The organism is Actinoplanes sp. NPDC051537, from assembly GCF_055586105.1.
On the sequence record NZ_JBVJIU010000012.1, the window covers coordinates 322546 to 344665 of the forward strand.

At 71.7% G+C, this 22120-nt stretch carries 19 protein-coding genes and 1 tRNA gene; 9 read left to right on the top strand and 11 right to left on the bottom strand.

What is annotated here, in order from left to right:
- Positions 1-74: 74 nt before the first annotated feature.
- From ACZ6TB_RS29620 to ACZ6TB_RS29630, 3 genes are read right to left on the bottom strand one after another with little or no spacing between them, the layout of a single operon-like run.
- Complete coding sequence (locus tag ACZ6TB_RS29620) at positions 75-1082, bottom strand: ABC transporter permease subunit (RefSeq protein WP_465559193.1); 1008 nt, start codon at positions 1080-1082, stop codon at positions 75-77.
- The gene (locus ACZ6TB_RS29625) at positions 1079-2065 is read right to left on the bottom strand and encodes an ATP-binding cassette domain-containing protein (RefSeq protein ID WP_465559196.1); all 987 of its coding nucleotides are present in this window, start codon (positions 2063-2065) and stop codon (positions 1079-1081) included. The genes ACZ6TB_RS29620 and ACZ6TB_RS29625 overlap by 4 nt, the downstream gene beginning before the upstream one ends.
- Positions 2066-2118: 53 nt before the next feature.
- Positions 2119-2904: a DeoR/GlpR family DNA-binding transcription regulator gene (locus tag ACZ6TB_RS29630; protein WP_465559199.1), complete on the bottom strand. Its 786-nt coding sequence runs from the start codon at positions 2902-2904 to the stop codon at positions 2119-2121.
- 192 nt (positions 2905-3096) lie between these two features.
- On the opposite strand from ACZ6TB_RS29630, the gene ACZ6TB_RS29635 reads away from it, so the two are divergent.
- The 3 genes from ACZ6TB_RS29635 to nagA are packed head-to-tail and all read left to right on the top strand — an operon-like array spanning position 3097 to position 6046.
- Entirely contained in the window at positions 3097-4020 is a 924-nt protein-coding gene (locus ACZ6TB_RS29635; protein ID WP_465559202.1) for an SIS domain-containing protein, read from the top strand.
- Positions 4017-4955, top strand: coding sequence for an ROK family protein (locus ACZ6TB_RS29640; protein ID WP_465559205.1), 939 nt, complete (start codon positions 4017-4019; stop codon positions 4953-4955). The genes ACZ6TB_RS29635 and ACZ6TB_RS29640 overlap by 4 nt, the downstream gene beginning before the upstream one ends.
- Positions 4952-6046 carry an N-acetylglucosamine-6-phosphate deacetylase gene (gene nagA, locus ACZ6TB_RS29645; RefSeq protein ID WP_465559207.1) on the top strand — a complete coding sequence of 365 codons (1095 nt, stop codon included), beginning with the start codon at positions 4952-4954 and terminating at the stop codon, positions 6044-6046. Before ACZ6TB_RS29640 ends, nagA begins: the two co-directional genes overlap by 4 nt.
- Here the strand turns inward: nagA and ACZ6TB_RS29650 are convergent.
- Together ACZ6TB_RS29650 and ACZ6TB_RS29655 are read right to left on the bottom strand one after the other, a co-directional pair.
- Positions 6012-6701 (bottom strand): phosphatase PAP2 family protein, encoded by a 690-nt coding sequence (locus tag ACZ6TB_RS29650; RefSeq protein WP_465559210.1) that lies wholly within the window; start codon positions 6699-6701, stop codon positions 6012-6014. The genes nagA and ACZ6TB_RS29650 overlap by 35 nt on opposite strands.
- 10 nt (positions 6702-6711) lie before the next feature.
- Positions 6712-8109: a trypsin-like serine peptidase gene (locus ACZ6TB_RS29655; protein WP_465559213.1), complete on the bottom strand. Its 1398-nt coding sequence runs from the start codon at positions 8107-8109 to the stop codon at positions 6712-6714.
- A gap of 114 nt (positions 8110-8223) precedes the next feature.
- Between ACZ6TB_RS29655 and ACZ6TB_RS29660 the strand changes: the two genes are divergently transcribed.
- Entirely contained in the window at positions 8224-9444 is a 1221-nt protein-coding gene (locus tag ACZ6TB_RS29660) for a DUF4032 domain-containing protein (protein ID WP_465559215.1), read from the top strand.
- On the opposite strand, the gene ACZ6TB_RS29665 is transcribed toward ACZ6TB_RS29660, so the two are convergent.
- Positions 9424-11211, bottom strand: a complete 1788-nt coding sequence (locus ACZ6TB_RS29665) for a potassium channel family protein (RefSeq protein ID WP_465559218.1) — start codon at positions 11209-11211, stop codon at positions 9424-9426. The genes ACZ6TB_RS29660 and ACZ6TB_RS29665 overlap by 21 nt on opposite strands.
- Before the next feature lie 99 nt (positions 11212-11310).
- Between ACZ6TB_RS29665 and ACZ6TB_RS29670 the strand changes: the two genes are divergently transcribed.
- A complete protein-coding gene (locus ACZ6TB_RS29670; RefSeq protein ID WP_465559220.1) occupies positions 11311-12276 on the top strand; it encodes a hypothetical protein in 966 nt (321 codons plus the stop codon).
- Positions 12277-12330: 54 nt separating this feature from the next.
- On the opposite strand, the gene ACZ6TB_RS29675 is transcribed toward ACZ6TB_RS29670, so the two are convergent.
- A complete protein-coding gene (locus tag ACZ6TB_RS29675) occupies positions 12331-14061 on the bottom strand; it encodes an FAD-dependent oxidoreductase (RefSeq protein ID WP_465559223.1) in 1731 nt (576 codons plus the stop codon).
- An 88-nt stretch (positions 14062-14149) separates the two neighbouring features.
- On the opposite strand from ACZ6TB_RS29675, the gene ACZ6TB_RS29680 reads away from it, so the two are divergent.
- Positions 14150-14575, top strand: coding sequence for a MarR family winged helix-turn-helix transcriptional regulator (locus tag ACZ6TB_RS29680; protein ID WP_465559225.1), 426 nt, complete (start codon positions 14150-14152; stop codon positions 14573-14575).
- On the opposite strand, the gene ACZ6TB_RS29685 is transcribed toward ACZ6TB_RS29680, so the two are convergent.
- Positions 14553-15089: a peroxiredoxin-like family protein gene (locus tag ACZ6TB_RS29685; RefSeq protein ID WP_465559228.1), complete on the bottom strand. Its 537-nt coding sequence runs from the start codon at positions 15087-15089 to the stop codon at positions 14553-14555. The genes ACZ6TB_RS29680 and ACZ6TB_RS29685 overlap by 23 nt on opposite strands.
- A gap of 69 nt (positions 15090-15158) precedes the next feature.
- On the opposite strand from ACZ6TB_RS29685, the gene ACZ6TB_RS29690 reads away from it, so the two are divergent.
- The gene (locus ACZ6TB_RS29690) at positions 15159-15800 is read left to right on the top strand and encodes a TetR/AcrR family transcriptional regulator (protein ID WP_465559231.1); all 642 of its coding nucleotides are present in this window, start codon (positions 15159-15161) and stop codon (positions 15798-15800) included.
- Between the two features lie 215 nt (positions 15801-16015).
- Here the strand turns inward: ACZ6TB_RS29690 and ACZ6TB_RS29695 are convergent, their stop codons facing one another.
- On the bottom strand, positions 16016-17206 hold the full coding sequence (locus ACZ6TB_RS29695) for a low temperature requirement protein A (RefSeq protein ID WP_465559234.1): 1191 nt from the start codon (positions 17204-17206) through the stop codon (positions 16016-16018).
- Positions 17199-17630, bottom strand: a complete 432-nt coding sequence (locus tag ACZ6TB_RS29700) for a GNAT family N-acetyltransferase (protein WP_465559236.1) — start codon at positions 17628-17630, stop codon at positions 17199-17201. Before ACZ6TB_RS29700 ends, ACZ6TB_RS29695 begins: the two co-directional genes overlap by 8 nt.
- Positions 17631-17795: 165 nt before the next feature.
- On the opposite strand from ACZ6TB_RS29700, the gene ACZ6TB_RS29705 reads away from it, so the two are divergent.
- Positions 17796-20675 (top strand): Hsp70 family protein, encoded by a 2880-nt coding sequence (locus ACZ6TB_RS29705; protein WP_465559239.1) that lies wholly within the window; start codon positions 17796-17798, stop codon positions 20673-20675.
- A 53-nt stretch (positions 20676-20728) separates the two neighbouring features.
- On the opposite strand, the gene ACZ6TB_RS29710 is transcribed toward ACZ6TB_RS29705, so the two are convergent.
- Positions 20729-21814, bottom strand: a complete 1086-nt coding sequence (locus ACZ6TB_RS29710) for an ABC transporter ATP-binding protein (protein WP_465559242.1) — start codon at positions 21812-21814, stop codon at positions 20729-20731.
- A gap of 135 nt (positions 21815-21949) precedes the next feature.
- Here ACZ6TB_RS29710 and ACZ6TB_RS29715 point away from each other — a divergent pair.
- A tRNA-Thr gene (locus ACZ6TB_RS29715) sits at positions 21950-22023 on the top strand.
- Positions 22024-22120 lie beyond the last annotated feature (97 nt).

A 22120-nucleotide genomic window follows, 5' to 3' on the forward strand; every position in this document is an offset into this window, starting at 1 on the left:
GGGCTGGACCTGGCGGGGGCCGCCAGCAGCATAGGTCGCCGGCGGCACCCGCGTATGGCCGGGTTTCCGTTACCTCACGTTATGTCGCGCCTACGCATTGTCCACATAGCGGCGCCGACGACGAGCACGATGAGAATCGTCAGCGCGCCGCCCGCCATCTGCCAGGTGATGGTCAGCGTCTCCGGCTTGCAGCCGTCGGTCCCCGAGAAGTTGCACGAGTTGTAGTCCTGGGCGATGTACTGCTTGTTCATCCAGGCATAGATCCAGAACGGGGCCAGGTAGAGCTCCGGGAACTTCACCTTGGCCAGCGCGATCACCGCGCCCAGGCCGAACTGGAGCACGACGATGACGCCGATCGCCACGCCCAGCGCCGTCGCCGTGTGCCGGCCCAGCGAGGCCAGCCCGAAGCCGACCGCGCCGGCCACCAGCACCAGCCCGAGTGCGCGCAGCTCCATGAGCCCGAGCGACTGCCAGGCGCCGTTGGTCATCCCGGCGGTCGAGCCCCGGGCCTGCGCGATGAAGTAGAAGCCGGCCGTCCAGATCGCGCTGAGCACGACGGTCAGCGCGGTGGTGGCGACCAGCAGCGCGGCCAGCTTGGTGCCCAGCACCTGCAACCTCTTCGGGCGCCAGAGCAGCAGGTTCATCATGCCGCCGCTGTTCCACTCGGCGCCGACGAAGGACGCGCCGATGATGTACGCGACGACCGCCAGCACCGCCGCCAGCGTGGTGACCATCCCCGGGAACGACTCCTGGAAGTCGAACGTCGCCGGCATGTACCAGCGCGGGTCGAAATCGGACTGGGTCGGCAGCTGGATCTCGCAGTTCGGCGGGTACTGGCTCGCCTGGGCCGTGCCCTGGGCCGCCCGGCACTGCTCGATCAGCCGGTTGGTGTCGGCCAGCGCCTGCTGGTAGCTGTTCTGCGCCTCGGCGTTGGCCTTGGCGATCGTGTCCGGGCCGGCCTTCTGGTTGCTGAGGAAGACGCCGGCCGCGATCGCCGCCAGCACGAGCAGAGCGCAGACGACGAAGAGCTTGGTGAACCGCCGCTTGACCAGCCGGCGCGTCTCCGCTTGATACAGGCTCACTGACCCCACCCACCCGGTGCCGGCGCCATCGCGGTCTGGTCGACCTGGCGGTTCTGACCCTCCACCGGCGCGGTGCCGGTGAGCTCGAGGAAGACGCTCTCCAGGTCGGCCGAGACCGGGCTGAGCTCGCTGACGTAGATCTCGTTCTCGGCCAGGATCCGGGTGATCTGGGCCGGGTTTCCGGCGTTGCCGACCAGGAAATGGTCGTTCTGGAGGGTCACCTCGGCGCCCTTCGCGAGCAGTAGCTTGGCCGCGCCGAGCAGGTCGACGCCGGGCTCGAGCCGCACCCTGACCGCGCTCGACGCGTGGCTGGCCAGCACCGACTCGACCGAGCCGGCGGCCACCCGCCGCCCGGCCGAGATGATCGTGACCTGGTCGCAGATCAGCTGGATCTCGCCGAGGATGTGGCTGGAGAGCAGCACGGTCATGCCCGACTCGGCCAGGTTGCGCATCAGCGTGCGCATCTCCCGGATGCCGCCCGGGTCGAGCCCGTTCGCCGGCTCGTCGAGAATCAGCAGCCGCGGCTCCTTGAGCAGCGCCGACGCGACGGCGAGGCGTTGCTTCATGCCGAGTGAGTAGGTGCGCACCCGCTCCTTGGCCCGGTCGCGCAGCCCGACCAGCTCCAGCACCGCGGTGACCCGCTCGCGCCGCACCCCGCCGGCGTCGGCCAGCAGCGACAAGGTGTCGAAGGCCGAGAAGTTGCCGAAGAACTGCGGGCTCTCCACGATCGCCCCGACCTGCCCGGCCACCGCCGGCAGGTGCGCGGGAACTTCCTGGCCGAAGAGCGCCATGCGCCCGCCGTTGGGCCGGATCAGCCCCAGCAGCGTACGCAGGGTGGTCGTCTTCCCGGAGCCGTTGGGACCGAGGAAGCCGTGCACCTGACCGGCCTCGACCACCATGTCGAAGCCGTCCAGAGCCCGGCGCACACCTTTCCGGCTGCGATAGGTCTTCTGCAGCCCAGCTATCTCGAGTACGGCGTTCATGCCGCGAGACTCTAGGCAGCTTCGTCAATATCCGGCAGCCCCGCGACGCACGGTCACGCGGTGATGACGTGGACGCCGGCCTCGCGGAACGCGGCCACCGTCGCCGGCGGGGCACCGTTGTCGGTCACCAGCGTCTCGATCTTCGTAATCGGGCAGATCCGGGCGAACGCGTGGCCGCCCAGCTTCGACGAGTCGGCGATGACCACGACCCGCTTGGCCCGGGCGACCATCAGGCTGTTCATCGCCGCCTCGCCCTCGTGGTGGGACGCGGCGCCCAGCTCCACGTCGACCGCGTCGACGCCGAGCAGGACGATGTCGAGGGTCACCTCCTTCAGCAGCGCGCCGCCCAGGGGGCCGACCACCTCGAAGGACTGCGGGCGGACCACGCCGCCGGCCACCACGATCTTCATCCGGGAACGGACCAGCAGCTCGTTCGCGATGTTGAGGGCGTTGGTGACGACCGTGAGCTGGCTGCCCTCGCCGCCGGCGTTGAGGTCGGGGCGCACGGCCAGGGCCCGCGCCACCTCGGTGACCGTCGTGCCGCCGTTGAGGCCGACCACCGTGCCGGGGGTGACCAGGCCGGCCGCGGCCTCGCCGATACGCTGCTTCTCGGCCGAGTGCTTGGCGCTCTTGTAGCGCAGCGGCAGGTCGTACGACACGCCGTTGGCCACCGCGCCACCGCGGGTACGGGTGATCATCTGCTGCTGGGCGAGCTGATCGAAGTCACGCCGGATGGTGGCCTGGGATACGTCGAGACGCTCGGACGCGTCCTCGACGCTGACCCGGCCGTTCTCGGCGAGTAACTCGAGCAGGGCATTCCACCGCGCGTACCGGTCCACCAACTCACTCCCGATGCACGTTATGTGATAAGTGTGTGCACATTAGTGCGCGAAAGCCCGGGAAGCAAAGCTCCGCGCTGCGCGGTCGCGGGATGACTGTTGCGCCCGCGGCGACGTTCCACGCAGAATGGCGCTCGAAAATGCGGGGATCCGAGCGCTTATGCGCATCCGCGATGCTGTGAAGGGTGGCCCATGACGCACGTCAAGGCGGAGATCGCGAGCCAGCCGGACTGCTGGCAACTGGCCGCCAAGCTCGCCGACTCGGCCGGGCTGCCGACCCGCGGCGAACGGGTCGCGGTCGTCGGGTGCGGCACGTCGTGGTTCATGGGCATGGCCTACGCGGCCCTGCGCGAACAGGCCGGCGAGGGCGAGACGGACGCGTTCCAGGCGAGCGAGTTCCCGCACGACCGGCGCTACGACCGGGTCGTCGCGATCACCCGCTCCGGCACCACCACCGAGATCATCGAGCTGCTCGACGCGCTCGACGGGCGCACCCCGACCACCGTGCTCACGGCCGACGCCGAGCAGCCGGCCGCGGCCCTGGCCACCGACGCGGTGCTGCTCGACTTCGCCGACGAGCGGTCGGTCGTGCAGACCCGGTTCGCCACCAGCACGCTCGCCCTGCTGCGCGCCCACCTCGGCGAGGACATCGAGCCGGTGATCGCCGACGCCGAGGTCGCCGTCCGGCTGCCGCTGCCGGTGCACCCGGCGCTCGCCGAGCAGATCACGTTCCTGGGCCGGGGCTGGACCATCGGCCTCGCCCACGAGGCGGCGCTCAAGTGCCGGGAGGCCGCGTCCTACTGGGCCGAGGCGTACCCGGCCATGGACTACCGGCACGGCCCGATCGCGCTGGCCGGGCCCGGCCGCGTGGTCTGGGCGTTCGGCGAGATCCCGGCGGGGCTGGCCGACGACGTCGAGGCGACCGGCGCGGCGTTCGTGCACAGCCGGCACCACGGCGGGTACGCGGCCCTGGGCAGCTGGTGCGGCGGCCGCGCGCCGCTCGACCCGATGGCCGACCTCGTGCTCGCCCAGCGGGTCGCCGTGCTGCTCGCCACGAGCCAGGGCCTCGACCCCGACCACCCGCGCAACCTGACCCGCTCGGTAGTCCTGGGGTGAACGCGAGCGTCGTCGTTGCCCTCGACGTCGGCGGCACCGGGATGAAGTGCGCGCTGGTCAGCCCGGACGGAACGGTCCACCACGAGGAACGCCACCCCACGCTCGCGGCCCGCGGCCCCGAGGCGGTCACCGAGAACATCCTCCAGATCGCGGCCGGCCTGGCCGGGAAGGCCCGCGCCGACGGACTCGAGCCGGTCGCGGTCGGCATCGCGGTGCCGGGCGTGGTCGACGAGGAGAACGGCGTCGCGGTCTGGTCGTCCAACGTCGGCTTCCGGGACGTGCCGCTGCGCGCCCTGATCGAGGAGCGGCTCGGCCTGCCCGCCACGCTCGGCCACGACGTGCGGGTCGGCGGCATCGCCGAGGCCCGGCTCGGCGCGGGCCGCGGCGAGCGGCACGTGCTCTTCGTCGCCGTCGGCACCGGCATCGCCGCCGCCCTGGTGGTGAACGGCGCCGGCTACAACGGCGCGCACGGCGCGGCCGGCGAGCTGGGCCACATCGTGGTGCGGCCGGGCGGCGTGGCCTGCCCCTGCGGCCAGGTGGGCTGCCTCGAGTCGGTGGCCTCGGCCCGGGCAATCGGCCAAAGATATCGCGATTTATCGGGTATAGCCGACGCGACGGCGTTCGACGTCGTCAAGGATCTCGGCTCGAGCGACGTCGCGAAAAGCGACGTCGCCAAAGCGGTCTGGCAAGAGGGCGTCGACGCTCTCGCCGACGGCCTGGTCACGGCCCAGGCCCTCTTCGACGTCAACGTCATCGTCCTCGGCGGCGGACTGGCCGAGGCCGGGGACGCCCTGCTCACCCCCGTCCAGGACGGGATCGAGAAGCGGATCACCTTCCACCGGATGCCCGGGATCGTCCGGGCCGCGCTCGGCGACACGGCCGGCTGCATCGGCGCCGCCCTGCTCGCCCTCGACCATCTGGAGCAGCCCGCATGACACAGATCAGCGGCCGGATCGTCCGGCCGGGCGCGGTCGTGCCCGGCCACCTCGAGATCGACGGCCCGACGATCATCGGGGTGCACGAGGACAACCGGGCCGGCGACGACATCATCGTGCCGGGCTTCGTCGACATCCACTGCCACGGCGGCGGCGGCCACACGTTCACCACCGGCGACGTCGGGTCGGCCCGCGCCGCGGCCGCCTTCCACCTGGCACACGGCACGACGACGATGCTGGCGAGCCTGGTCAGCTCCCCGTTCGAGCTCATGCGGGACGCCGTCGCCGCGTACCAGCCGCTGGTTCGCGAGCGGGTCCTCGCCGGCGTGCATTTCGAGGGTCCCTACCTGTCCGGCGCGCGCTGCGGCGCGCAGAACCCCGACTTCCTGCGCGACCCGTCGATCGAGGAGCTCTCGGCGCTGATCAAGCAGGGCGAGGGCGCCGTACGCATGGTGACCGTCGCCCCCGAGCTGCCCGGCGCCCTGGAGGCGATCGCCTTCCTGCGCGACCACGGCGTGCTGGCCGCGATCGGGCACACCGACGCCACGTACGAGCAGACGGAAGCCGGAGTGGCCGCCGGCGGAAGCGTCGGCACCCACCTGTTCAACGGCATGCGCCCGCCGCATCACCGCGAGCCCGGCCCCGTGATCGGCCTGCTCGAGTCGCTCGCGGTCTGCGAGCTGATCGCCGACAACATCCACCTGCACCCGGGGATGCTGGCGTTCGCGGCCCGCTCGGCCGGCCCGGACCGCGCCGCGCTGATCACCGACGCGATGGACGCCACCGGTATGCCGGACGGCACCTACGACCTGGGCGGCCAGGAGGTCGTCGTGGCCGACCGGGTGGCCCGGCTGGCCCGCAATGGCTCGATCGCGGGCAGCACCCTGACCATGGACGCGGCGCTGCGCAACGCGGTGACGGCCGGCATCCCGCTTCCGGACGCGGCCGCGATGGCCTCGACCACGCCGGCCCGCGTGCTGGGCCTGGACGACGAGGTCGGCGCGCTCGAGGCGGGCCTGCGGGCCGACCTGGTCGTGCTCGACGCCGGCCTCACCGTCAAGCGCGTGATGCGGGCAGGAACCTGGGTATGAACCGGTCGATCAGGCGGATCAGCACCAGGCCGAGCAGCACCCCGGCGATCGAGTCGGTGAGCCAGTGAAACCCGGTGTAGACCGTCGTGACGAACAGGATCGCGACCGGTAGGACCCGGACGGCGAACGACTCCCGGCGGGTCAGCTCGCGGCTCAGCAGCGCCGCCAGGAGCAGGGCGATCACCCCGTACCAGACCAATGAGTTGCCCATGTGGCCCGAGGGATAGCTCATCGCCTTGACGCCGGAAGCGTAGGGGTTGAACATCACCGCCTTGTCCGGCCCGTCGAAGCGCGGCGCGGCCCGGTCGGCCCAGATCTTCAACGGGCCGATGGTGATGTACGTGAGGACGAACGCCGCCGCGAACGGCAGGCCGGCCCGCCACGACCTCGTCCGGTACGCCAGCACCCCGGTGAGGATGATGCTGACCGGCATCAGGATCTGACCGCCCTGGCCCAGGTAGTTGAAGACCCGGGCGGTCCAGTAGATCGGGGCCGGCTGGTGCGCGAACGCCCAGTCGGCCACCCACCGGTCGAGCGCCAGCAGGTGGCCCCGGATCAGCGCGACCGTCAGCGCCACGAACGCCACGACCAGGACGGCGTCGAACCACCAACCGAGTCGGGGGCGGCGGCGGACGGGCACGATCGTCTGGGTCACGCCCTCAAAGTTAGAGGTAGCTGCGCAACTTGGCGGCGAGCAGGTCGGCCCGGACCCCGGAGTTGGGGCATCCGCCGAAGTGGTGGAGCGCCACCACCTTGTTGGTCGCCCGGGACAGCACGGGCGAGCCGGACGACCCGCCCTCGGTGTCGCAGTAGTACGCGACGTCGGAGCCGGCGGCGTATCCGGTGTAGTTCGGATCCGCCACCGAGCAGTTGCCGGCTCGCTCGCCCAGCGAGCCGGCGATCCGTGTGGGCTCCCCGGCCGGGTGCTGCGGCACGTAGAGCTCCTGGTTCTTGGCCGGGCGGGCGGTGTCGAGCTGGAGGTAGCCGAATTTCCGCACGGCGGTGAAGTTGTCGACCGAGAACAGCGTGTAGTCGTACGTGTGGTCGGTCGAGAGCACCTTCGCGCCCCAGACCTTGGTCGGCTGGAAGACGTCGTACCCGCCGCAGCTCGCGCACTGGTAGTTGAACCAGACCTCGGTGTCGTAGGCCTCGCCCGACGTGGTGAAGCAGTGGTTGTTGGTGAGCATGCGGTTGTTCGGGCCCACCCGCCAGCCGGTGCACAGCTCGGTGCCGTTGATCAGCAGCCGGGCGATGGCCTTCGACTTGGTGTACGCGACCGGGTCGGCCGAGCGGTAGCAGACCGCGTCGGCCGAGGTGTCGGCGCCGCAGACGGACTCCTCGCGGCCGGTGCGGCCGGGTGCTTCCAGCTGGCCTTCGGGCTGGTGGGCCTGCTCGGTGCGGCTGAACCCGCGGGCCACCCGGTCGACGTCGACGCCGAGCGTGCCGAGCAGGTTGTCGAGCACCGGCACGCCGCCGGCCCGGTGCATCTCGAGCACGGCGGTGTCGCCGGTCACCGACATCGCCCACTTGTCGGCCGCGCCGGTGTCGAGCACCTTCGGCGCGTCGTAGCGGTACGACTCGGTGCCGTCCGGATTCGCGACGGTCAGGTAGTCGCCGGGCAGCATCGCCATCCGGTTGAAGTGCAGCTTCACGTACGAGGCGCCGGGGTACTCGAACACCTCGCGGCGCGGGCCCTTGCCCAGGTAGCCGAGCAGGCGGTCGACGCTGAGCAGCTCGCCGACGCGCTGCCGGCCGTCGGTCGAGGTTGCGGAGGCCGACTCGGGGATGCCGGGGCGGTGAGCGCCGGCGGCGGTTCCGGTCGGCGTCGGGCCGGTGGTGGTGGGGCCTTCCGCCTTGCCGCCGGCGGCCGGCGGCGCGGCGGGATCTCCGGCGCCGGCGGGCCGCATCTGTTCGGCTGCGACCGGCGTACGCGCGACGCCCGGCCCGTCGTGCCAGGTGCCGATCCGCTCGGTGCCGCCGACGTTCCATGCTGCCGCGCCCGTGGCACCGGCCAGGACCAGGGCCACACAGGCGCCGAGGGCCAAGCCTGCCTTACGTCGCATCTCAACCGCCATTCACGTCATATCAGGGACATATGTGCTATTCCGGCGTTCTCGCACCTGTGTAACGAGCCACCTGCGGCCGCGACGCGCCGGGGACACGGGCACACTGGTTCGGTGCGCATCACGTCCGCCCTCATCGACCCGGCGTTGCTGGACCTCCCGTGGTCCATTCCGCTCGAGGAGTGGCCCGCCGACCACCTGGTCGCCCTGCCTCAGGGCATCTCGCGGCACATCGTGCGGTTCGTCAAGCTCAACGACGTCGTCTACGCCCTGAAGGAGACGCGCGAGCGGATCGCCGAAAAGGAGTACGACCTCCTGCGCGCGCTCGAGCGGATCGACTTCCCCGCGGTGGAGGCGGTGGCCACCGTCACCGACCGCACCGACGCCGACGGCGAGCCGCTGGAGACCGTGCTGATCACCCGGCACCTCCAGTTCTCGCTGCCGTACCGCGCGCTGTTCTCCCACGTGTTGCGGCCCGAGACGCTGAACCGGCTGCTCGACGCCCTCGTCGCGCTGGTCGTCCGGATGCACCTCACCGGGTTCTCGTGGGGCGACTGCTCGCTGTCGAACACGTTGTTCCGGCGGGACGCGGGCGCGTTCGCGGCCTACCTGGTCGACGCCGAGACCGGCAACCTCTACCCGAAACTGTCCGAGGGGCAGCGCAGCGAGGACGTCGAGATCCTGCGGGTCAACATCTTCGGCGAGTGCCTCGACCTCGAGGCGGCCGAGCTGCTGCACGAGTCGATCGACCCCGAGGCGGTGGTGGACGACATCGTCACCCGCTACGAGCGGCTGTGGCACGAGGTCACGTACGAGCAGGAGGTCGCCCAGCGCGACGCCCGGCACGACATCGAGCGCCGCATCCGGCGCCTCAACGAGCTCGGGTTCGACGTGGCCGAGGTGGCGCTGTCCACGGTGGACGGCGGGTACCGGGTGCGCCCGAAGGTCGTCGACGCCGGCTACCACACCCGCCGGCTGCTCCGCCTGACCGGCCTCGACGCCGAGGAGAACCAGGCCCGGCAGCTGCTCAACGACCTGGACACGTACCGGGCCGAGAGCGATCTCACCGACGAGCAGCAGGCCGCGCACCGGTGGCTCACCGAGGTCTTCGAGCCGGTCGTGCGGGCGGTGCCGGCCGGGATGCGGCGCAAGCTCGAGCCGCAGGAGATCTTCACGCAGATCATCCAGCACAAGTGGCTGTTGTCCGAGAAGGCCGGCCGCGACGTGGGCATGGCTCCGGCCGTGCAGTCCTACCTGACCGACGTGCTCGCCAAGAAGCCCGACGAGCAGGCCGTGCTCGGGGTCGAGGTCAGCTCACTGGCCGGCGGCGTCTAACTCGGCCAGCGGCGGCGACGCCCGCTCCAGCAGCACCCGCAGTCCGGCCCGGCGGGCCACCACCACGACCTCGTCGCCGGGCGCGAGCACCCGGCGCGGGTCGGGCTCCCAGTCGACCCACTCCGACCCGGCCGCCCGCATGCTGATCACCCGGGTGCTCTCCGGCTTGTCGGCGCTCGACAGCGGCGCGCCGTCCAATGCCGAGCCGGCCAGCACCTGCACGGTCGCGACCAGCACCGCGTGCCGGTCGACCGGGATCGTGGCCAGCACCTCCCGGTCGAGCATCGAGGCCGCGAAGACCGGGGCGCAGAGCCGGGAGACGCTGCGCGAGATGGTGATGTTGAAGGCGTCCTGGGCCCGGCGGGCGAAGTCGTCGTCGAACAGACGCAGCACCACCCGGATGTCCGGCCGTGCCGCCCGGGCGTGCAGCGCGGCCTGCAGGTTCACCGCGTCGTCGGTGGAGACCACGACCAGCGCCTTGCAGGTGTCGATCGAGGCGGCGCGCAGCGTCTCCTCGCGGGCCGCGTCGCCGACGATCAGCGGGACGCCCAGCTCGTCGGCGACCTGGGCGCCGCGCGCGTCGGCCGTGCGGTCGATGGCCACCACGTCGACGCCGAGATCGATGAGCTGACGCAACACCCGGGTGCCGACGTTGCCGAGCCCGACCAGCACCACGTGGCCGGCGTGCGAGCCGAGCACCTCGCCGCGGTCGCGGGCCAGCCGCGTCTTGACCACGCCGTCGACGATCGCGGCGGTGATCAGCGGGAGCAGCGCGACGCCGGCCAGCGTGAGGACGACCTGCGCGGCCTGGGCGACCGGGCTGCGGCTGGGCTCCACATCGGACGAGCCGACCACGGTCAGCAGGGTCAGATAGATCGACTCCCAGAAGCCGTTCACGCCGGTGCGCCCGGCCAGCACCGCGCCCGCGGCGACCGTGATCACCACCGCGATGAGCACGGCGATGCCCAGCTTGCGGGTCATGCCGACGCGCATGGCCCGGCGCAGCGACAGCCGCGGACGGCGCGACCGGCCGGCCCGGGCCAGGCGTCGGGTCGGCACCGTCGGGTCGGCCGCTCGGCCGGTGGCGTTGACCAGCACCAGGTCGGCGGGCCGGGCCTCGGCCGCCGCGGGCTCGGCCGGCAGCATGGTGATCTGGCCGCCGGCGGCCGCGGCGGTCAGCGAGAGCATGACGGCGCTCGCCGGCACCTCGCCGCGACGGGCGACGTAGAGGGTGCGGCCGGCGTAGCGGAAGTGGGTGGGCGCGACGCCGCCGAGGGACGCCGACACGAACGCGGGCGCGGCCATGCCGGCGTCGGAGAGCACCGCGCAGTCGGTGAACAGCTTGCGCACGCCCTGGGCCAGGCCGGTGGTGAACATGCGGATCACGAGCCGCAGATCGCCCTCGACCGCCCGGGCACACAGCGCCGCGTGCAGATTGACCATGTCGTCGGGCATGACCAGCGCCAGGGCCGCGGCCCCGGCCAGGCCGGCCGACCGGAAGGTGCGCTCGTCGAGCCGGGCCGCGGTGAAGACGCGTACCCCCTTGGCCTGAAGATCGTCGAAGTCGGGCACGTCGCCCCGCAGATCGGGCGGGACGATCACGGTGAGCCGGATCCGACGGCCGGAATTGATCAGCTCCTCGGCGAGCGTGTAGACGAGCGCGTCGGCGCCGCACACCACGAAATGCGGCCGGTCGTCACCGTTCCGCTCGCGCAGTCGCGACACCAGCGACCGCCGCGAGACCTCCTTGATCGGATCGGTAGCCACGTTCGCGATCGTAGCCAGCCGGAACCCGCCGACGGGGCCAGTCGTTGCCCCTTCCGACGCTATTCGTCCGAGTTTGCACGTTTGCCAGAAGGAGATTCAGTGCGCAAGTTTTGGTATGCCGGAGCGATCGTCGCGGGCGGGGTCCTCCTGTTCGGCGCCGCCACGCCCGCGCAGGCCGACCTGCTGCCCGGAACCGCTACGGCGGACCAGCAGGCCGACGATCAGCTCGCCGGGCTGCTCGGCCAGAGCAACGGTGTCAATGTGGACAACCCGCTGCAGTACAGCACGCTCGGCACCACGCCGGTCGGCTCGACGCCGCTGCTGCAGTTCGCCCCCGGCCAGAACACGCCGGACGTGAACCCGGTGCTGCCCGGCGCCGACTCCACTACTCAAGAGTCGGGCCCCGACCTGCCGGCCGCCGACGTCGTCGGCGGCACGCTGCGCCAGCACGGGAACAGCGTCGCGCTCCAGCGCTTCAACATGCAGCCGTCGCCGCTGCAGAACCTGCCCGTCAGCAACCTCCTCGGCGGCGGCCTGCCGCTGCTGGGTGGCCTGCTCCCGAACGGCGGCACGCCCGACCTGATGCAGCGCTCGGCGTCCGCGCCCGAGGCCTTCGACGGCGGGGTGCCGCTGCTCGGCGGCCTGGGCGGGCTGCTGCCGGTGAACGGCGTGCCCCGCGACGGGGACGGCCCGGACACCACCGCCAGCGGGCTTCCCGCCGGCGGCATGGCCGTGCTGCCCGCCGCGGCCGACGCCGCGGCGCCGACGTTCGGCCGGCCCGCCGCCGCTCAGCCCGGCACCGACCCGGCCGCCGACCCCGCCGCCGCCGGACTGCCCGCCGGCGCTCAGCCGGCCGCGGACCAGCCGGCCGCGGGCGCCGAGCCGCAGGCCAAGCCCGATCAGGACAAGCCCGCCCAGATGAAGCCGGGCAAGCCGAAGCCGGCCGCCGCGCCGGATGACCCGCGCCTGCACGAGGAGCCGGTCGACGGCGAGTCGGCGTCGCCGCGCCGGGCCTTCTCGGCCGACGGCCGTCCCGTCGCCGGGGTCGACCAGCAGTACAAGTAGGACAGCGCTTCCCGGCCGGCCCGCCCGTTTGTTCCGGGCGGGCCGGTTTCGTGGTCAAGAACGCGAGAGCACGGCGCGGAGGGCCGCACGCAACTCCGCTGCCGGGTCCGCGGGCGCTTCCACTCGACGCCAGGCCACATGCTGGTCGGGCCGGACGAGCACGCATCCCGTCTCACCGACCTCCGCGATCTCGGCCCACCCCCCGTACAAGTCGGAGATTTCGCAACCTGGGCCGATGCGCAAAACCCGCAGCGGCACCTCGATCCCCTCCGCCGCCGCCACCCACACCGCGCCGCGCGCCCGGGTGAGCAGCGTGAACCGCTCCGGCTCGCAGAGGTCGAGCGTCGACACCGTGCGCCCGTTCATCCCCACCCAGCAGTGCGGAACCCGCGATCCCGGCCGGCTGCTCGCCCGGTAATACAGCACGGGATCGCGGTCGTACGCGATCGGCGCCGCCCCCTCGTCGAGCACGGCGCTCGACGCGTACACCTGATTCATCTCCTGGCCGTGCGCGTGGTACGAGAAGTCCTTCGACCGCTTCGCCGCCGCGAAGGCGGCCCGGCGCGCCTCCCCCGCCTCGGAGTCGGCGAGCAGCTCCTCGAACTGGGCCGTGCGTTCCTTCGGGTCCGCGGCCGGGTCGATGCCGAGCGAGCGGATCACATCCGGGTTCTGCCGCCAGCTCGCGATCGCGCGGTCGACCACGGCCCGCCCGATCGGCCGGCGCTCGGCGTCGTAGGTCTCCAGCAGCTCCGGCCCGGCGCCCCAGCGCAGCACCGCGGCCAGCTTCCAGGCCAGGTTGAACGCGTCCTGGATGCAGGTGTTGCCGCCGAGCCCGTTCATCGGCGGGTGCCGGTGCACGGCGTCGCCGGCGCAGAAGACCCGGCCCTCGCCGTAGCGCTCGGCCACGACGTGGTTGATCCGCCACGGGTACGCGCCGGTCACCGTCACGTCGATCGTGTCGTCCCCGATGACGTCGCGCACCTGGGCGGTGAGCTGCTCGGTGCTGAGATCGGCGGCGGCCGCGCCGAGGTGCACGAAGCCGATCACCCACTCGTGCCAGGGCCGCACCATCCGTAGCATCGCGTTGCCGAGCGCGCCCTCGCGGCCCGGTTGCAGGATCCAGAAGATCGACCCCGGACGGTCCTCGAAATAACGCGATAAATCAGCTTCGAAGCGTACGTTGAGGGCCGGCGCGATACCCGACTGACCGGTCAACGGCAGGCCCAGCGCGGCCGCGACCGGACTCTGCCCGCCGTCGGCGCCGATCACGTACCTCGACCGCACCGTGAACGTCGCCCCGGTGACCAGATCCTGCAAGAGAGTCGAGACACCGTCGGCGTCCTGCTCGAGGCTCACGAACTCGGTCCCGAACCGGGTGACCACCCCACGCTTGGCCGCCTCGTCGACCAGGATCGGCTCGAACCGGTCCTGCGGCAGGTCGCACCCCTTGCCCGGGCTCGCCGCGAGGTATTCGCCGGCCCGCGCCGGATCGTTCCCCCATGTCCACATGCGACCGAACTCGAGCCCGTTCACCGCCGTCATCATCACGTGATTGGCCATCAGCTCGCCCGGCGTCGCGGCCGCCTCGCAGGCCTCCTCGAGCCCGATCGAGCGCATCACCTCCATGGTCCGCTGGTTGATGATGTGCGCCCGCGGGGAGTCGGCGACCCAGCGCCCACGGCTGATCATCATCGTGCGGACGCCGTGCCGGGCCAGCATCACGGCGGCGCTCGCGCCGGTCAGGCCCGCGCCGATGACCAGGACTTCCGTCTCGATAGGCTGCATCGCATCTCCTCGGCTTCCGCGGTTCCGGTTCCGCGGTGGAGATGATTATGTTGGCATAACTATCTCGGAAGCAAGAGGCGGTCGTCGCGTGGATCCCCGGTTCGCCACCCTGGCCGACCTCGTCGTCGACGTGGCCCGCGAGATGCGCATCCGCGGCGCGGTGGCCGGCCCCGGCGTCCCGCTCAACCAGACCCAGAGCCAGGTCATGCGGTACGTGCACGGCCACCCCGGCAGCAAGGCGTCCGAGGTCGCCGAGCACACCGGGGTGAAGCGGGCCAACGTGAGCACGGCGATCGCCGAGTTGCGCGATCTCGGCTATCTGACGTCCCGCAAGGACGAGCGGGACGGCCGGGTGGTCCGGCTCGAGGTGACGCCGCAGGCCGACGACACGCTCGGCCGCCTGCGCGCCTCGTGGTCGGAGCTGCTCGCCGACGCCTGGGGCGAGGACGTGACCGACCTCGACCCGATCATCGAGCGCCTGCGCGGGCTGCTCAGCGGCCTGTCCGGTCGCTGACCGGTCGCGCCAGCCCGAGCAGCTCGTCGACGCTCCACTGGTCGTACGCGTGCCGGCCGTACTTGCTCGCGAGGGTGCTCCCGTCCGGCGCGATCAGGAAGTCGGCCGGCAGCCCCAGCCGCCCGCCCGGCTGACTCGCGGCCGGCCCCTTCTCGCGCCCACGGAGCATCGCGATCGAACTACGCGTGACGCCCCTCAGCAACGGTCCGTAAACGCGCGGGTTGAGCAACGCACGGAGTGACGCCTGCACGCCGTACTCCGCGTACAACCGCTTCCCCGGGTCGGCGATCACCGCGAACGGCAGGTCGTACTGCGCCAGCTCCTCGGCGGTCGAGTGGAAGACCACGACCTCGCGCACGCCGGCCGCCACGATCTCGTCGTGCCGCCGGACGATCTCGCGCAGGTGCAGGTTGCAGATCGGGCAGCCGGCGAACCGCCGGAACTGCAGATGGACGAGGCGCTCGGGATCCGGGATCGGCACGGCGGCGCCACCCACGGCGGTCAGCTCGCGCACGGCAACTCCCCTCTGTTGGCGTACCACGTACACCTACAAGCGTAAGCGTATCCCGTACGCTGTCAAGCCGTGCCCCGCCCTCGTTCGCTCACACCCGACCGTCTGGCCGCGGCCGCCCTGGCGGTCATCGACCGTGACGGCCTGCCCGCCCTCACCATGCGCACGGTCGCGACCGAGCTCGGCATGAGCACGATGGCGCTGTACCGCTACATCACCGACCGCGACGAGCTCGAGCTCCTGGTGGCCGAGTGGATCCTGCGCGACCTCGACACGACCCCGCCCGCTGCTCCCTCTTGTCCCTCCCATCCCTCGTGGACCGATCAGATCAAGACCTTGGCCCATCGCGTACGGCGGGAAGTAGCCCCGCATCCGCAGGCGGTCCCGCTGCTGATCGCCAACCGCCAGCGCGCCCGCCCGCTGCTGCGCTGGACCGAGGCCGCCCTGGCCGTGCTGACCGCGGCCGGCTTCAGCGGCGCGTCCCGGGTGATCGCCATGCGCGCCCTGGCCGGCTATCTCAACGGCGCCCTGCTGCAGGAGCACCTGGGTCCCCTGGCGGGCGCCGGGACCGGCCTGATGGCCGCACTTCCGCCCGCCGACTTCCCCCTGCTGAGCGAGACGGCGGCAGTCGCCCGCGAAGTCCCGCCCGACGACGAGTTCGCCGGGGGCCTCGACATCCTCCTGCGCGGCCTGGACGCGACCCGGCCCGCATGACGGTTTCGCCGCCGCCGTGAATACCGGAAAAGTATCGCTGTGGATAACACGGAAAAGTGTCGTAGGCGGCTGGTTACCTGCCCCCACCCAAAAGGGCGGGGGTGGGCCGCCTGAGCCTGAGCCTGAGCCTGAGCCTGAGCCTGAGCCTGAGCCTGAGCCTGAGCCGCCTGCGTCTCAGCCGCCCGCGCCTCAGCCTGGCGGCGGCGCGATTCGTGCTACTCGGCGTGGGCGGTGACTCGGTCGGGGATGCGGCGGCCCAGGCTGCCGTTCACCGCGACCAGCGCGATCAGCAGGACGGCCAGGACCTCCAGCGACGCCGGGACCAGTGGGGTCAGCAAGGCGAGCACCGCGGCTACCGGGAAGGCGGCCAGCAGCGGCCCGCTCTGGTGCGGCCGGATGTGCAACAGCCAGACCAGGAACAGGTAAACCGCCACGGGCACCGCGATCGCGTACCCGGCCGTGGTTGAACTGATCTCGGCGTGCCCGGTCGCGTGGTCGACCGCGACGCCCAGCCCGGCGCCCACCGCGGCCGCCGCCGCGAACACGAAGTAGTGGCCGTAGCCCCAGAACAGCGACGTGCGCAGCGAGGTCAGCAGGTTGTGGGCGGACCGGTCGAAGTAGAGCCACCACAGCGCGAAGACCACCACGAGACCGGCCACTGCCAACCGGATCAGCGCGGCGACGTGCTCGCCCTCGTCCAGCGCGCCGCGGAAGGCGACCGTCGCCGCCGCTACCGACTCGCCGAGCACGATGATCGTGAACAGGCCGTAGCGCTCGGCGATGTGGTGGCGGTGGTAGCTGGTCGGGCCGCCCGGCGCCCGCTCGGCCCAGGCCGGGACGGCCACCTCGAGCAGCGCCAGCAGCACGAACACCGGGACCACGGGCCACGAGTCGGGCAGGGCCAGGCGCAGCAGCCAGAGCACCTGGACGCCGGCGACGCCGACCGCGTAGCGCAACGCCGTCGGGCGGTGCTGCGGATCGGCGTGGGCGGCGCGCAGCCACTGGCCGACCAGGGCCAGCCGCATCACCACGTACCCGATGGTGATCACCCGGAAGTCGGCGCTCTCGAACGCCGGGCTCACCCCGGCCGCCAGTACGAGCGCGCCGCCGATCTGGACGAACGTGGTGATCCGGTAGACGTCGTCGTCGGTGTCGTAGGCCGAGGCGAACCAGGTGAAGTTCATCCATGCCCACCAGATGGCGAAGAAGACCATGAGGTAGCCGCGCAGGCCGTCGACGACGTGGTTCTCGGCGATGCTGTGGTGCAGCGGCGCCGCGGCCTGGGCGACCGCGACCACGAAGCAGAGGTCGAAGAAGAGCTCGAGCGGCGTCGAGACGCGGAAGGGCTCGGCCGACGACCGGCCCCGCATCGGCACCAGGAACCGGCGCTTGGTCTCCTCAGACATCGGCCGCCCCGTCGATCAGATCCCAGTTGAGCAGCTTGAACGTGGTCTCCTCGCCGGCGCCGGCCCGGCGGTAGGTGGCCAGGGCCGCGTCGTTGTCCACCTCGGTGCCGACCCACATCCCGTAGCAGCCCTTCTGCCGGGCGATCCGGGCGAGCTCGGCGACCAGCCGGGCCCCGATCCCCTGGAGGCGGGCCGCGGGCGCGACGCCGAGCTCGTAGATGAACATCTCGGTGCCCTTGTCCGGGTGGGTCATCTCGACGCCGGAGATCATGCCGACCGCCCGTCCACTGTCGTCGTAGGCGAACAGCAGGTGATGCCCGGGATCGGCGAGGAAACGCTCGGTCGCGGCCGCCATCGGCGGCGCATCAAAGAGCTCGGCCGCGGCCCGGACGGCCTCGCCGCTCAAGATCCGTTCGATGCGCATGAGCTGCACTTTATTGTCCGATGGTCACGACCGGGTCATCGGTATGGTGAGGCACCGCTCGACTTCCCCGGATTACTCGGCGAACGCTGTCGATCGTGTTCGACGGCCTGCGCCGAGAGGTTGTCGTAGGCGGGTCGTAGCATGACGGGCCGAGGGGGTGGCAGCGTGACCGACATCGACGGCTTCGTGCTGGGCGTCGACCTGGGCACCTCCCACACGGTCGCCATGCTGCGCCACCCCGACGGCCGCACCCGGCCGCTGCTGTTCGACGGCCAGCCGCTGCTGCCGTCGGCCGTCTATCTCGACACGACCGGCCGCCTGCATGTCGGCAACGACGCGCTGCGCCTCGGCCATGCCGAGCCCGGCCGCCTGGAGCCCAACCCTAAACGCCACGTCGACGACGGCGCGGTCCTGCTCGGCGGGGCCACCGTGCCGGTCGCCGACCTGTTCGCGGCCCTGCTCGGCGCCGTGGCCCGCGAGGCGGTCGCGACCGCGGGCCTGCTGCCCCCGGCCGTTCTTACCTACCCGGCGGCCTGGGGCGCCCCGCGCCGCGCGGTGCTGACCGACGCCCTGGCCCGGGCGGGTTGGCCGGCCGACACCCGCCTGGTTCCCGAGCCCGTCGCCGCCGCGCGCTACTTCGCCGATGTCCTGCGCCGTCCCGTTCCCGCCGGCGCCTTTCTGGCCGTCTTCGACTTCGGCGGCGGCACGCTGGACGTCGCCGTCGTCCGCAACGACGCCGAGCGCCGCTATTCGGTGACGGCGTCGGGCGGGGCCGATGACCTCGGCGGCCTCGACCTCGACGCGGCCCTGGTCGACCACCTCGGCAAGACCCTGGCCGGCGCCGAGCCCGAGGCGTGGCGGCGGCTGACCGAGCCGGTGACGCTGGCCGAGTGGCGGGCGCGGCGACAGTTCTGGGACGACGTGCGCGGCGCCAAGGAGATGCTGTCGCGCAGCTCGTTCGCCCCGGTCCCGGTCCCGGGCGTCGAGCACGCCGTGCACCTGACCCGCGACGAGCTCGAGGCGGTCGCCGACCCCCTGGTCCGCCGCGGCGTCGCCGAGGCCGCCGCCGTGATCGCCGCGGCCGGCCTCAAGCCCACCGACCTGGCCGGCCCGTTCCTGGTCGGCGGCTCGTCCCGGGTGCCGCTGGTGGCCCGCCTGCTGCACAGCGACCTCGGCATCGCCCCCACCGTCCTCGAACAGCCCGAGCTCCCGGTGGCCGAGGGCGCCCTCCTCGCCTTCGGCGCCGCCGCCCCACCGCGTTTCGCCTCGGGCGTCGCCACCGCCGCGAACCCCACTCCGACCCCGCCCACCGTCAACGAGAACCCGCCGCCGATCACAGACACTCAGGCCGACCCGGCCTCTGTCGGCTTGGGAGCGGCCCCGGCGCAGGCTTCGGGTGGGCGCGCGCCGGGAGACGTCACCGATGAGCGGCTCAAGGCAGCGCCCGTCGATCCGTGGGCTACCGGCGAGGCGGCCGCGTTCGCGTCCGGTGGGCATGTGGCGCCTACGTCGGGACCGCCGCCGGCGCCCAGCTCGCCGTCGGGTGGGCCGGGCGCCATCTCGGGGATGCCCGGGTCGGGGCCACCGTTTGCCACGTCGGGTCCGCCCTACTCGACGTCGGGGCCCCCGTTCGGTGGGCCGCCGCCCGGGTGGCGACCGGGCAGCGGGCACGGCGCGACGCCACCCAAGGTCGGCCGGGCGCGGCGGCGGCTCGGCACACGGGCGTACATCGGCATCGGTCTGGTCCTGATCTTGGGGTTGGCCGCCGGTGGCCTGGCGATCTTCTGGCCCAAGGGGCGCATCGACTACCGGCCGCTCAGTGAGCCGCGCCGGATCGCGGCGGTCGTGCCGGTCAGCTCGGACTGGTCGGACGCCGAGATTCTCGATGGGCGCGTCTACTTCGCCAGCTCCAACTCCGAGAACGGCGCCGTCGGCGTGGTCGCGATGGGCGTCGGCGACTCGAAACCGCTCTGGACCAGCACCGCCGCGGGGAACGCGGCCCGCTGGAAATCGATGATCGCGCTGCCGGTCGGGGTGGCGCTGTTCACCGATGTCGACTCGACCACCAGCAAGCGGCGTGTCGCGGTGCTCGGCAGGAGCGACGGCAAGCTGCTCTGGGAGCGGACCATCGGCGACGACGACCCGGTGCTGTTCGCCGGGGACAGCGCGGTGCTCGCCGACCGCGACGGGCACAAGCTCATCGGGCTCAAGCTCGGCGACGGCAGCGAGCGCTGGTCGCTGCCCGACCCGCAGAGCACGTACCCGGCGAACACCAACGTGATCACGGTGAGCACGCCGAAGGACCTCGACGGGCCGGCGACGGTGTTCGGGCGGGCGTTCGAGCCCGACTTCGCCGACGACCCGCGGATCGTGCAGGTCGGCGCGGACAAGTCGGCCCGGGTGATCGACGCCGACAGCGGCAAGATCCTGACATCCCGGCAGAACGTGGCCGAACCCGACGACGAGGTGGTCGCGCACAACGGCCGGCTGATCGTGCTCCAGCCCGACGATCAGCGGATCGTCGCGTACGACCTCAAGAAGTTCGGCGAACCGCGCGTGCTCTACACGACCCAGGAGCAGAACAGCCAGATGAAGGACGTCAGCCCGTGCGGCGACGACCGGGTCTGCTTCGACGAGGAGATCGGGTACGACGGGAAGACCGCGACCGTGGTGGCGCTGGACGTCGCCGGCGGGAAGCAGCTGTGGCGCTACCGCCTCGCGAACACCGAGACGATCGTGCCCGTCGGCGAGGCGTTGCTGGTCACGACCACGACGCCGGAGATGACGCTGGTCGACGGCGACGGCAAGAAGGTCTGGACGCACCCGGGCGAGGCGGCCCGGCTCAACGCCGGCAACCTGCTGGAGTTCTCGAAGCCGCTGACCCGGACGCCGGGCGAGACCGCGCTCTACGGCCGGCGCCTCGGGACCGAGGCGGTGCCGCTCGGGTCGTTCGACAACGTCCGCTCCGACACCTGCTCGTGGGACCTGTCCGTGCTGGCCTGCGTCGCCGAGAAGGACTTCGTGATCCAGCGGTTCGCCGGCTGAGAACGACGAAGGGCGGCCCCCGATGGAGGACCGCCCTTCTCAGCCGTTCAACTTCAGATGCGCTCGCCGCTCTCGGCGTTGAACACGTGGATGCCGTTGACCTGCGGCTTCACGTAGACGGTCTCACCCATCGACGGCATGTGCCGGCGGTCGGTGCGGACCACGAAACGCTCCGAGCTGCCGTCCAGGTCGGCGTGACCGTAGACGTTCGCGTCCGAGCCGAGGTCCTCGACCAGGTCGACGACGATCGGCAGCGCGCCCTCGGCCTCGGACACCAGGTCGGCCGCCTCCGGGCGGAAACCGACCGTGACCTTGCCACCGGCGTTCTGCGCGGCCGCGACCTGCTCACGGGTCAGCGGCAGGGTCATACCGCCGAACTTGCCGCCCGACTCGGTCAGCGGGACGGTCTTGAGGTTCATGGCCGGGGAGCCCATGAAGCCGGCGACGAAGACGTTGCCGGGGGTGTCGTAGAGCGCCCGCGGGGTGTCCACCTGCTGGAGCACGCCGTCCAGCATGACCGCGACCCGGTGACCCATGGTCATGGCCTCGACCTGGTCGTGGGTGACGTAGACGGTGGTGACGCCCAGCTTGGCCTGCAGGGTGGCGATCTGCGAACGGGTCTGGACGCGGAGCTTGGCGTCGAGGTTCGACAGCGGCTCGTCCATGAGGAACACCTGGGGCTCACGCACGATCGCGCGGCCCATCGCAACACGCTGACGCTGACCGCCGGAGAGAGCCTTCGGCTTACGCGACAGGTACTCGTCGAGCTGGAGGAGGGCTGCCGCCTCCTTGACCCGCCGGTCGATCTCGGCCTTCGACGTCTTGCGCAGCTTGAGCGCGAAAGCCATGTTCTCGTACACCGACATGTGCGGGTAGAGGGCGTAGTTCTGGAAGACCATCGCGATGTCGCGGGACTTGGGCGGCAGGTTGGTGACGTCCTTGCCCTCGATCAGGATGCGACCCTTGTCGACATCCTCGAGGCCGGCCAGCATGCGCAGGCTCGTGGACTTGCCACAACCGGAGGGGCCGACCAGAACCAGGAACTCGCCGTCGCCGATCTCGAGGTTGAGCTCGTTGACGGCGGGACGCTCAGACCCGGGGTAGATCCGGGAGGCGTGGTCGTAAGTGACGGTAGCCATGGTGAAGCGACTTCCTTTCCACCGGCAGGAACGTGCCGGACGATCCGAGTGGAGGAACAGCGCTGTAAACGTAAATCTTTTTCCGCGACCTGCCAAGGTGGCCGCTAAGTAATGAGACGTTATGCTGGCCCCCGCGCCCCTGTAGCTCAGATGGCCAGAGCACCCGTCTTGTAAACGGGAGGTCGTCGGTTCGATCCCGACCGGGGGGTCGCCGGAGGGGAAGCCACGCCCTCACAAAACACAAGCCGAACCAGCCCGCCCGCCTACCTTGGGGCCGCGCCCCCCAACCCCAAGGTGTGGGGGGTT